Here is a 12,623-nt window from a genome sequence, read left to right on the forward strand (position 1 = left end):
AACTAACTTCCTCTATATTTTCACTATATTATGATATCACTGGCTCCCCTCCAAACACTAAGAAATACTGAATACAGAAGTCTTCTTATTGGCCGGTTCTTTCTGATTATTGCTTTCCGAATGCTTGCGACCTTACTTGGCTGGTGGGTATATCACTTAACCAAAGACCCATTCTCTATCGGACTTATTGGTTTATCCGAAGTAATCCCCGCTGTTGGTTGTGCTTTATACGCCGGGCATATTATAGATATGAGTGAAAAGAAAAAGTTATTACTGATCTGTAACTATGCATACTTTTTCCTCTTATGCTGTTTATTAATACCGGCATTCTGGGGACATAGACTTAGCTTTAGCAATCATCAGATTACTTATTATATCTACGGTATTATTTTTCTTTCCGGAATCTGCAGGGCATTTTTATCACCTTTGGTTCCCGCTCTAATTCCTAATATTGTTAAAAGAGAAGAACTACCAAATGCCATTACACTTAATCAGGCAACATTTCTTACGGCATCAGTATCAGGTCACGCACTGGGAGGTTTTCTAATTGCATGGCTGGGCATTAGTGGTACTCTTGTAGTTATATTATGCTTTTTATTCATCGGATCATTATTTTTCTGGACACTGAATAAACATAGATCTGAATACGAAGGACAAGAGGTAAATGTATGGGAAAGTATGCGTGAAGGCGTAGTTTACATCTATAAAACGAAAGAAATTCTCGGCGCTCTTACACTCGATCTTTTTGCCGTTTTATTTGGAGGTGCTGTAGCAATGATTCCGGTTTATGCTACAGACATTCTAAAAGTAGGCTCCGAAGGATTTGGACTACTAAATGCGGCATCAGATATTGGCTCTATGTGTATTATTATTACACTATCATTTATGCAACTTAAAAAGAATCAGGGAAAAATCCTTATTGCTGCTGTAAGTGGATTTGGTCTTTGTATTATAGGCTTCGGACTATCTCATTTATATTGGTTATCTTTCGGATTCCTAGTTCTAAGCGGTATGCTGGATGGTATTAGCGTTGTGATTCGAGGTACCATCGTCCAGTTGAAAACCCCGGACAAAATACGCGGCCGCGTATTGAGTGTCAACACCATATTTATAACTTCCAGCAACGAACTTGGTCAGTTTGAAAGTGGTCTTGCTGCAAAAATGATGGGCGTAGTACGCTCTGTTGTTTTTGGTGGTAGTATGACGCTTTTGGTTGCCTTAATGGTAGGAACATTTGCACCAAAACTCCGTAAAATGGAATATTAACATCAGTCACACAACCTGTAATAGTTATGCAAAACTATTGCAACATATTATAAGACATAATAAATATGATGTACAGAACATTAACACATAATATTTATATTTCTTAACACGATTTTTTCCTAATTTAGAGGAGAAATCGTTACTTAAAATTTATTTGTGAATAAAGCAATTGTGCTTTTAGTTTTTTAAAATTTATCTTTGCCACATGGCTCAAAAGGAAACATTATCATCATTAACGCAAGGGAATTTTGCCAAGGAATTATCTATTTCACAAGGTAAGATGCCTCCTAATGCAGTGGAATTTGAAAAGCTGGTTATCGGAACTTTTCTCATAGACAAGAAGGCTTTAGACTTTTCTATAGACCTTCTCACCGAGAAGGTTTTTTATGATCCTCGCCATCAGGAAATCTATTCTGCTATTCTGAAATTATACCAGGACAATCATCCAGTAGATATGATGACCGTTATTCAGGAACTGAAACGTGAAGACAGATTAAATCTGGCGGGCGGAGACTCTTACATCATAGAGCTTACCCTTGGAGTATCTTCTTCTGCACACATAGAATATCATGTAAGAATCGTTCTGGAAAAATTCATTCTGAGATCCCTTATCAATGTATCCGGAAATGTAATTGATCAGTCTTACAAAGAATCTACCGATGTATTCGAACTTTTAGATGAGGCTGAAAAAAGCTTCTTCGAGATTACCAATGGTACGATTAAAAAAGGTTTTGACACGGCAAATTCATTAGTAAAGGAAGCTTTGGACAAAGTAAAATCTCTAAGAGGGAAACAAGGTCTTTCCGGTGTTCCTTCAGGATTTAAAGCTGTAGACAAAGAAACAGGAGGCTGGCAACCGTCCGATCTTATTATTATTGCAGCACGTCCGGCAATGGGGAAAACTGCGTTCATTCTGTCAATGGCCAGAAACATTGCCGTAGACCAAAATATACCTCTTGCCTTGTTCTCTCTGGAGATGGCATCAGTACAGTTAATTATGAGGATGATTTCCTCCGAAACTGGAATTTCTTCGGAAAAACTAAGAAAAGGAACTTTAACCGATGAAGAGTGGGAAAGACTTTTCAGTAATGTTTCCAATCTGGAGAAGGCTCCTCTTTATATCGATGAAACACCTGCCCTTTCCATCTTCGACTTTAGAGCAAAATGCCGTCGATTGGTTATGCAGCATGGTGTGCGAATCATTATGGTAGACTACCTTCAGCTGATGACAGCCCAAAGTGGAAAAGGTGGTGGAAACCGTGAACAGGAAATCTCAACTATTTCCCGTTCCCTTAAAGCGATTGCAAAAGAATTAAATGTACCGGTAATTGCTCTTTCTCAGTTATCGCGTTCCGTAGAAAACAGACCAGGTAAAAGACCTCAGTTATCTGACCTTAGGGAATCCGGAGCAATTGAGCAGGATGCGGATATTGTATCCTTTATTTACCGTCCGGAATATTATAAAATTGAATATTGGGAGGATGAAACTCCTTCTGCAAATCAGGCCGAATTAATTATTGCAAAACACAGAAATGGTACAACGGAAGATGTTCGTTTAGCATTCCATGGCTCTATGGCAAGATTCGGGGACTTAGGTGAAGACACTTTCGGTGGCGGCATGGGAAGCCCTTCGCAAGCCAATAATGATAATTTCTACGATAAGATAAAAACGACAATGGATCCTGGTTCGGCATTTGGAATGCCTCCTACTCCACCAAGCAGTAATAAAGTTTCAGGTTCAGCCATGAACGATGATGATGAAGATGAAATGATGCCTTTCTAATGAAAATAGACATCTATACAGACGGAGCATGCAGTGGTAATCCCGGAAAGGGCGGATACGGAATCGTAATGAAGGTTGTTGAAAAGAAATATGAAAAACAATTTTCTGAAGGTTTTCGTCTTACAACCAACAACCGTATGGAGCTTTTAGCTGTTATTGTTGCATTGGAAAAACTCAATACTCCACAAAGTGATGTTCACATTTACACCGATTCCAAATATGTTTCGGATGCTATCAACCAGAACTGGATATTCGGATGGATCAAAAAAGATTTCAAAAAAGTAAAGAATGATGATCTTTGGCGCAGGTTCATTCCTTTAATGAGGATGCACAAGCTACAATTCCACTGGATAAAAGGACATGCCGGACATCCGGAGAATGAACGCTGTGATCAGTTAGCCGTAAAAGCTGCGCAATCTCAGCAATTATCTGTCGATCTTGTCTTTGAACAGCTACAAAATTCGTAAGTTTATACTTTATTAACGAGAAGGAATATAGACTTCAAATTTTATAAGCTATGATTAAAGCGGATGTTTTAGTTATTGGTTCCGGTATATCAGGTCTGTCTTATGCTATTAAGATTGCAGAGACCCTGCCGGATGCACAAATTACTATTGTCACCAAGTCGGATGAAGATGAAAGCAATACCAAATATGCACAGGGCGGGCTAGCCGTTGTCACTGATTTTTCAAAAGATAATTTCGAAAAACATATAGAAGACACTATGCGTGCCGGAGACGGAGAAAACAAACGCAATGTTGTCGAAATGGTAGTAAAAGAAGGTCCACACCGCTTCAGAGAACTTGTAGAATGGGGAACTCGTTTTGATAAAGAAAAAGACGGCGACTTCAAACTGGGAAGAGAAGGCGGACATACCGAAAACCGAATTGTTCACCACAAAGACATTACTGGCTTCGAAATTGAGCGAGCGCTCCTGGAAACAGTTAACAAACTTCCAAACATCGAAGTTCTGGATCACCATTATGTGATCGACCTGCTTACGCAGCACCATGTTCCCGGTAAGGAACTGAATCATGATAACATTCATTGCTACGGTGCTTACATTCTGGATCAGAAAAATAAAAAAATAAAGAAAATTACGGCCAAGATCACCCTTGTTGCAACAGGTGGTGCCGGGCATGTTTATAAAAATACTACAAATCCTATTATTGCAACCGGAGACGGAATTGCCTTTGTTCACAGAGCGCGTGGCAAGGTATCCAATATGCAGTATTACCAGTTCCATCCTACTGCTATGTTTTCAAAAAGAAGCGGTATGCTGTTTCTGATCTCGGAAGCTGTACGTGGTGATGGAGCAAAGCTGAGAACCAAAGATGGCCAGCCCTTTATGCAAAAATATGATGAACGTGAAGAATTAGCTTCCCGTGACATTGTAGCCAGAGCGATAGATAATGAGATGAAAATTTCCGGGGACGACTACGTCGGTTTGGATTGCCGCCATATGGATCAGGAAAAATTCAAAGAGCACTTCCCGAATATTTATAAAAAATGTCTTGAAGAAGGTATAGACCCTTTCCAGCAACTTATTCCCGTTGTACCTGCCTGTCATTATTTAATGGGCGGAATTGATGTGGATATAGACGGACAGTCTTCCATTAAGAATCTTTTTGCTGTAGGCGAATGTACCAATTCAGGATTACACGGAGCCAATCGATTAGCATCTAATTCTTTGCTGGAAGGTTTAGTATTCGGACATGAAGCTGCCGTAAAAACAGTAGAATTGTTAAAACAAAATGAATTTAATTTCAATGATCTAAAGGCTATTCCTGAATGGAATCAGGAGGGAATGAAACTAATGGATGAAATGGTAATGGTTTCTTATTTCAGAAAACAGCTGCAAGAAATGATGAGTGATCTTGTAGGAATTGTAAGAAGTAATTCCCGCTTAAAAATAGCACAGCAGAAACAGAGAGAGATTTATGAAGCTGTAACAGCTCTTTATAACAACTCTATTCTTTCGCCACAGCTATCTGAACTTAGAAATCTTGTGAATGTTTCTTATCTGATAATCAAACATTCTATGGAGATGAAGGAAAATAAAGGTGCCTTTTTTAATAAAGATTTAGTAAAATAAAATGAATTCTATCATTAATCCTGATGAGTTAGTAAAGATTCTGAATCAACCAGAAACTATCATCATCCATGCCGGAAACAATGCCAAGAACATATACGATAACGGGCACATAAATAATGCTTATTATCTGGAACTAAACACTGATATGTCCGATGTTCCTCAGGATTATAAAAATGGAGGTCGGCATCCGCTACCTAAAATAGAAAATTTTATAAAAGTACTGCAGGAAACCGGTATCAAAAATGACTCTCATATTATTATATATGATGATAAAAACGCATCGAACGCTGCTGCCCGATTATGGTGGATGCTTCGCTCTGCAGGACTCAAGAATGTACAGGTACTGAACGGAGGCTTGCAAGCTGCTATCAATAATGCTATTCCTATAACAAAAGAAGCTTCCCTAGAAAGAACGCCTGGAAATTATACTTTTACAGAATGGCAACTCCCTATTGCCGATATTCAGGAAACTGAAAAATTCACCCAACAGGATAACACCTTAATTATTGACGTTAGAGAAACGCCTCGCTATAATGGCGAGACAGAACCTATAGATACCATTGCAGGACACATTCCATCAGCAAAGAACTACCCTTTTGCCAACAATCTTAATACAGATGGAACTTATAAAGATCCGGAAGAATTAAAACAGTATTTTACAAAAATATTCGAAGGCTATGAACCTGAAAACATTATGGTACATTGCGGCTCTGGTGTTACAGCTTGCCACACACTGTTAGCAATAGACTATGCCGGACTCAATATCCCAAAACTTTATGTAGGCTCCTGGAGTGAATGGTCCAGAAACGATAAACCAATTGAAACAAAAAGAACAATATAAAATGAACCGTCCAAGTTATATTACAGACAAAGCACTAAATACTTTTATTAAAAATGCCTTGGCAGAAGATCTTCAGAAAGGAGATCATTCCACATTGGCAACTATTCCTGCCGCATTGCAACAGTCTGCAAAATTATTGGTAAAGGAAGACTGTATTCTTGCAGGTGTAGAACTTGCAGAGTACATCTTTAAATATTATGATAAAGATCTTACTGTCGATGTCAAGATTAAAGATGGTGAACAAGCCAAAGTTGGTGATGTCGCATTTATTGTAACCGGTTCAGCCCAATCTATATTATCTACAGAAAGATTTGTACTGAACTGTATGCAGCGCATGAGTGGTATTGCAACTCTTACCCATGATTGGGATTCTCGATTAGTAGGAACCAAAACCAAACTTTTGGATACCCGTAAAACTACACCTAATTTCCGTCTGTGCGAAAAGTGGGCAGTAGCCATTGGCGGTGGAACTAATCACAGATTTGGATTATATGATATGATTATGCTAAAAGATAATCACATCGATTATAACGGCAGTATTTCTAATGCAGTGAAAATGGCTAGAGAATATGTGGAAAAAAATAAGCTCAATCTGAAAATAGAGGTTGAGACCAGAAACTTAAAAGAGGTTCAGGAAGCTATCAATACTCCAGGAATAGACCGTATTATGCTGGATAACATGGACAATGAAACCATGGCAGAAGCAGTAATTCTTATTAACAAAATTTGTGAAACTGAGGCTTCTGGCAACGTTACAAGAGAAAGGCTTAAAGATATCGCCAAAACTGGTGTAGACTATATTTCAGCAGGTGCATTAACACATTCCGCTAAAAATATTGACCTGAGTCTCAAGGCATTGAAAATTTAACATTTCGTTAAACTCTGTTAAAAAAAAAATGTGCATTTTGCAACCTGAAACTATCTGCGTATAAAAGTAAATCAATAATATGAAGATCAATTTTAGAAAGCCAATGCTTGCGGCGGTACTTACACTAACTACAGCCAGCGTGTATTATGCACAGCAAACACAGGACACTGTAAAATCCAAATCAAAAGACATCGATGAGGTTATTTTAAGGGGTGTTACTGACATTGCTAAAGATAGAAAAACTCCGGTTGCGGTTTCTACCATTAAAGAAGCGCAGATCGTAGAGAGACTGGGTAACCAGGAACTTCCTGAAATCTTAAAATCAACTCCCTCTGTTTATGCAACAAAAGGTGGTGGTGGTTTTGGTGACGGACGTGTAAATATCAGAGGTTTTGATACCAATAATATTGCCGTAATGGTTAACGGTATGCCAGTCAATGACATGGAAGGTGGTACTGTTTATTTTTCTAACTGGCAAGGGCTTTCAGATGTAACTTCCGCATTACAAGTACAAAGAGGTCTCGGTTCTTCTAAATTAGCTATTGCTTCTGTTGGTGGTACTATGAATTTTATTACCAGAGCAGCTGACAAAAAAAAGGAGGGCAATGTAACGATAGGTGTTGGTAATGATGGCTATTTAAAATCTATGTTTTCTTATAACACAGGTAGATCTGCTAAAGGATGGTCCACTTCATTCTTAATGGGCAGGACATCTACTGACGGTTATGTTAACGGAACAAAGGGTGAGGCATATAATTACTATTTTGCTTTAGGTTATCAGCCTAATAAGAAACATGATTTCCAATTTACGTTTACTGGGTCTCCACAATGGCACAATCAAAATAACTTCCAGAATACTATTGCAACAGCTATAAAGTATGGCAATGGTGTTGACAAACCTAACAGAAGATATAATTCCAACTGGGGTTATATGACAGGAGATGATGGTATTGCCAGAGAGTATTCTCAATCAGTAAACTGGTATAGCAAACCGGTTGCTATGCTAAACTGGGACTGGACCATGGATGAAAAATCTAAATTATCTACTGTACTTTATGGCTCTTGGGGACGCGGTGGCGGTACAGGGGTTATTGGAGCTATCAATGGAACTAATATTAATAGCCTTCCAAAAACTTCTGATGGTCTTATCAGATTTGATGATATTGTTAGATGGAACCAAGGAGGAAATATTGCCGACTTTGGTGCAAATAACAAAACACCCGGCGTTGCTACAAGAACCAATGGACTTGTGAGAAGATCTAGTGTTAATTCACATGACTGGTATGGGTTTCTTACTAATTTTCAACACAAAATCAATGATAACTGGAATTTCTCTGTTGGTTTAGATGGTAGATATTATTATGGCTATCACCCAGGTTTATTAACAGGTCTTTGGGGAAATACTAAATATATTGAGAAAGACAATATGAATATTCCCGGAGGTTATGATGTAACCCTTGTACAAAAGCCACAACCATCTGCAAACCCTTTCGTAAAAGCTGTTAAAGACCAAAGCCAGATTGTATACAGAAATTATGACGGAGAAATATTATGGGGAGGTGTTTTTGGACAATTAGAGTATTCTAACGATGTAATATCTGCTTTTGTTCAAGGATCTGCTTCAGAGCAGGGCTTTCAGAGAATTGACAATTGGATTATAGATGGGGTAACGGTACAACAAGGTCAAACAGTTAATAGAAAAACCGGGTTCAAATATATTTTCGGATATAATGCTAAAGCTGGTATTAACTTCAATATTGATGAGCATAACACTGTTTTTGCAAATGCCGGATATTATTCTAAACAGCCTAATAACTATGCTGTGTACAATACTCCTGTCTCAGATGGCCGCCAAACAGGTAGCCAACAAATAATAAATCCCAATTTAACGAATGAAAAAATTGCTGCTGCCGAACTTGGTTACAGATTTAGAAGCGCAATTTTTAATGCAGACGTTAACTTTTATTATACATCATGGAAAGATAGATATCAAAGATTTTCTAATTTATCCGGAAATGATGCTAATAACAAGCCATATACAAGAGCATTTGTAGATGCAACAGGTATTCAGCAGGTTCACATCGGAGCTGAATTTGAAGGTACTTTGAAAGCTACTGATTATTTAACATTTAACATGATGTTCTCTATTGGTAATTGGAAGTACAAAGGAAATCCTACAGGAAATTTATTTGATCTAAATGGTGCTCCAATTCCAATTAATGGAAGCAGTAATACTGCAACATTTGCTTTAGATAATGTCAAAGTTTCAGATGCAGCGCAAACAACAGGTTCAATAGGCTTTACCTTAAAACCTGTAAAACAGTTAAGCATTTTTGGTAACTGGAATTACTTTGGGAATTACTATGGTGGTGTGAGCTTCGGTAATGATTATGTTGTTCGACCAGACGGTTCAATAACAGATAATGCAAAAAAAGGAGCTTTAAAATATCCTGATTATAATACAACAGATGTTGGTCTCTCTTATACATTTAACATAGGTAACAATCAAAGATTAATTATTACCGGGAATGTGTTTAACCTATTTGATACAACATATATTTCAGATGCAAGATCTTCTAATTTCGTAAAAGAATTGTCTGATTTTTCTACAACCACATCAGGAGGAGTAACAACTACAGCACAGCAAAAGTATGATGCTTATAGAAATAATCCTTTAAATTTCTATAAAGGAATAGATACCAGTAACAACGTTTATTGGGGATTTGGAAGAACTTGGTCTGCAAGTATTTCGTATAGATTCTAATTATTAGAATATAAAAAATAAAAGAACGAGGCTGCCTTTTTAAGACAGTCTCGTTTTCTTTGTTACAATATTATAGATTTTTAATTACTACTGGTGATTATTTTCATTATTATCAGATTACCTCTTTCTTACTTTACAATCAAAAAACAGCCCAATAAATATAGGTTTTGTTAACAAAATTTGTGAGATCTAATAATTCAAACAGATTGCAAAAACCGTTGTGGAGCGCATTTCTACAATCTGTAGTTCAGATCATTTCACAAGAAATATAATCCTGATTATCAAAGTTTTGAAAATTTAACAATTTGTTAAACTACGTTAAAAAAAAAATATGCATTTTTGCACTCCAAAACTATCTGCATAATAAAAGTAAAGTAAATCAATAATATGAAGATCAATTTTAGAAAGCCAATGCTTGCGGCTGTAATTACACTAACCACAGCAAGTGTTTATTACGCACAGCAAACACAGGACTCCACAAAATCCAAATCGAAAGACATCGAGGAGGTTATTTTGAAAGGTGTAACCGACATTGCTAAGGACAGAAAAACTCCGGTTGCAGTTTCTACTATCAAGGAAGCACAAATTATAGAAAGACTGGGAAATCAAGAGCTTGTTGAAATCCTGAACACAACACCATCAGTTTACGCAACAAAAGGTAGCGGTGGTTTCGGTGACTCTGGTATCACCATGCGTGGATTTGAGAACAGAAACATTGCTGTGATGGTTAATGGTATGCCGGTTAATGATATGGAAACAGGTGCTGTTTACATGTCTAACTGGACAGGTCTTTCTGATGTAACAAGCTCTATGCAGGTACAGAGAGGTCTTGGCTCTTCTAAATTAGCTATTGCTTCTGTAGGAGGAACAATGAATTTCATCACACGTTCTGCCGATAAGAAGGAAGGTGGTGTTATCCGTTTAGGTGTTGGTAATAATGATTTCTTGAAAACGTCATTTGCTTATAACACTGGGAAAACTCAAAACGGATGGTCTTCTTCATTCTTGCTAGCAAGACAATCAGGCTCTACATACATACAAAACACAGATTACGAAGCATATACTTATTTCTTTGCATTAGGATATCAGCCAAGCAAGAAGCATAACTTACAGTTTATGATTACTTCTTCACCTCAGTGGCATGATCAAAGATCTTTTGCACCGACTATTGCTAACTTTATCAAGTTCAATCCAGACCATGATGGAACTCCAGACAGAAGCTATAATTCAGACTGGGGATACCGTACAATGCCAAATGGAAGAAGAGTACCTATTGCCAATGCAATGAATTACTATGCAAAGCCGGTTCTTATGTTGAACTGGGATTGGACAATTAGTGACAAATCTACATTGAGTACTGTAGCCTATATGTCCAACGGACGTGGTGGTGGTGCCAGAAATGCAGGTAACATAGGAGGAAAAACTATGAATGCTTTCTTCGACAATGAAGGTCATTATGACTACGATAAGATATTTGCTGCCAATGGTGCTGTAAATCCAGCTACAGCTAGTACATTAGTACGTACTTCCAGTGTTAACTCTCACAACTGGTATGGTATCCTAATGAACTTCCAACATAAGATTAACGACAACTGGAACTTCTCTGTAGGTACAGATAACAGATATTACTACGGCTACCACTTCCAGACACTTTCTGATCTTTACGGAGCATCAGGGTATAAAGATAATACTAATAAGAATGCTCCTAACCGTTTAATAAACAATGTTTACGATTACAAGAAACTATCTTGGAATCCGTTTGGAGGCTCTTTGGCGCCAATGCAAGATAGAATTGCATTCAGTAACGACGGTGAGGTACTTTGGTACAGTGGATTTGGTCAATTAGAATATTCTACTGAAAAGCTATCGGCTTTCATCCAAGGATCTGTTTCTAACCAAGCTTATCAAAGAATTGATGATTTTGTACTACCTGGATCTACACAACAAAATCAGATTGTTGACAGAAAAACCGGTTTCAAAAATGTATTTGGTTTTAACATCAAAGGGGGAGCAAACTATAACATCGACTATAACAATAACGTATTTGCAAATATTGGCTATTACAGTAAGCAACCATTTATGGGTACTGTCTACCCAAGTAACCAGCAAGTAGTAAACCCTAACCTTACCAACGAGAAAATTTTCTCTGCAGAAATTGGTTATGGTTTCAGATCTGCAAATTTCAATGCAAAGGTTAACTTATACAGAACTCAGTGGAAAGACAGATTCTACAGAAGAGGAAATGTAATATTCCAGCTAGATCCTGCAGATCCTAGTAAAACAGCAACTGGATATTCTGAAATTAGTGGTATTACTCAATTACACCAAGGGGTAGAATTTGAAGGTAACTACAAGGTAAACAAGTATTTGGAGTTTCAGGGAATGTTCTCTTGGGGTGATTATCAATACAAAGGAAATGCTACTGGAGCTAACTACTTAGATGACAATACACCACTTGCAACCAATGGTAACAACTCCTCTACTTTATATTTGGATAAAGTAAAAGTAGGAGGTAGCAACAACAACAGTATTCCACAAATGACAGCTTCATTAGGAGCAACTATTATACCTATAAAGGATTTAAGAATCTATGGAGACTGGCAGTATGTAGGGAAAATTTATTCCGCAATGAATATTAACGATTTCCTTTCGCCAGGAAAATCAGCATTACAGTTACCTAACTTTAATCTTGTGAATGTAGGTGCATCTTACAAAATCAGATTAAATGACAAGCAGTTCTTCACTCTTGGGGTAAATGTAAACAACCTGTTTGATACAACCTATATTCAGGATGGGGCAACCAATATACAAAAGACAGATGCTCCAGCAAAACTTGCTGACGGAAGTAACAATACAAAGAAATTAACTTATGAACAATTAGGTTATATGTATAAAGGTATTGCTACTGATAATAGAGTTTACTTCGGTTTCGGAAGAACTTGGGCAACAAGCTTATCTTTCAACTTCTAATAAATAAAAACAACATTAGAATATAAAAATAAAACC

At 37.4% G+C, this 12,623-nt stretch carries 8 protein-coding genes; all 8 read left to right on the forward strand.

The window, feature by feature from the left end:
* Positions 1–30 precede the first annotated feature (30 nt).
* The 8 genes from C8J95_RS00890 (at position 31) to C8J95_RS00925 (ending at position 12,587) form a co-directional block, all read left to right on the forward strand.
* Positions 31–1,266 (forward strand): MFS transporter, encoded by a 1,236-nt coding sequence (locus tag C8J95_RS00890; RefSeq protein WP_107807225.1) that lies wholly within the window; start codon positions 31–33, stop codon positions 1,264–1,266.
* A gap of 205 nt (positions 1,267–1,471) precedes the next feature.
* Positions 1,472–3,049, forward strand: a complete 1,578-nt coding sequence (dnaB, locus tag C8J95_RS00895) for a replicative DNA helicase (protein ID WP_107807226.1) — start codon at positions 1,472–1,474, stop codon at positions 3,047–3,049.
* The gene (gene rnhA, locus C8J95_RS00900; protein WP_107807227.1) at positions 3,049–3,516 is read left to right on the forward strand and encodes a ribonuclease HI; all 468 of its coding nucleotides are present in this window, start codon (positions 3,049–3,051) and stop codon (positions 3,514–3,516) included. The genes dnaB and rnhA overlap by 1 nt, the downstream gene beginning before the upstream one ends.
* A gap of 50 nt (positions 3,517–3,566) precedes the next feature.
* A complete protein-coding gene (nadB, locus tag C8J95_RS00905; RefSeq protein ID WP_107807228.1) occupies positions 3,567–5,144 on the forward strand; it encodes an L-aspartate oxidase in 1,578 nt (525 codons plus the stop codon).
* A 1-nt stretch (position 5,145) separates the two neighbouring features.
* Entirely contained in the window at positions 5,146–5,985 is an 840-nt protein-coding gene (locus C8J95_RS00910; RefSeq protein WP_107807229.1) for a sulfurtransferase, read from the forward strand.
* A 1-nt stretch (position 5,986) separates the two neighbouring features.
* Positions 5,987–6,853 (forward strand): carboxylating nicotinate-nucleotide diphosphorylase, encoded by an 867-nt coding sequence (nadC, locus tag C8J95_RS00915; protein ID WP_107807230.1) that lies wholly within the window; start codon positions 5,987–5,989, stop codon positions 6,851–6,853.
* Between the two features lie 79 nt (positions 6,854–6,932).
* Positions 6,933–9,617, forward strand: coding sequence for a TonB-dependent receptor (locus C8J95_RS00920; RefSeq protein WP_107807231.1), 2,685 nt, complete (start codon positions 6,933–6,935; stop codon positions 9,615–9,617).
* 387 nt (positions 9,618–10,004) lie between these two features.
* Complete coding sequence (locus C8J95_RS00925) at positions 10,005–12,587, forward strand: TonB-dependent receptor (RefSeq protein ID WP_107807232.1); 2,583 nt, start codon at positions 10,005–10,007, stop codon at positions 12,585–12,587.
* Positions 12,588–12,623 lie beyond the last annotated feature (36 nt).

The organism is Elizabethkingia sp. YR214 (assembly GCF_003058195.1).
Classification (GTDB): Bacteria; Bacteroidota; Bacteroidia; order Flavobacteriales; family Weeksellaceae; genus Elizabethkingia.

Coding starts and splice junctions, on each gene's coding strand:
- C8J95_RS00890 (WP_107807225.1), top strand. CDS start 31: ATGATATCACTGGCTCCCCTCCAAACACTAAGAAATACTGAATACAGA.
- dnaB (WP_107807226.1), top strand. CDS start 1,472: ATGGCTCAAAAGGAAACATTATCATCATTAACGCAAGGGAATTTTGCC.
- rnhA (WP_107807227.1), top strand. CDS start 3,049: ATGAAAATAGACATCTATACAGACGGAGCATGCAGTGGTAATCCCGGA.
- nadB (WP_107807228.1), top strand. CDS start 3,567: ATGATTAAAGCGGATGTTTTAGTTATTGGTTCCGGTATATCAGGTCTG.
- C8J95_RS00910 (WP_107807229.1), top strand. CDS start 5,146: ATGAATTCTATCATTAATCCTGATGAGTTAGTAAAGATTCTGAATCAA.
- nadC (WP_107807230.1), top strand. CDS start 5,987: ATGAACCGTCCAAGTTATATTACAGACAAAGCACTAAATACTTTTATT.
- C8J95_RS00920 (WP_107807231.1), top strand. CDS start 6,933: ATGAAGATCAATTTTAGAAAGCCAATGCTTGCGGCGGTACTTACACTA.
- C8J95_RS00925 (WP_107807232.1), top strand. CDS start 10,005: ATGAAGATCAATTTTAGAAAGCCAATGCTTGCGGCTGTAATTACACTA.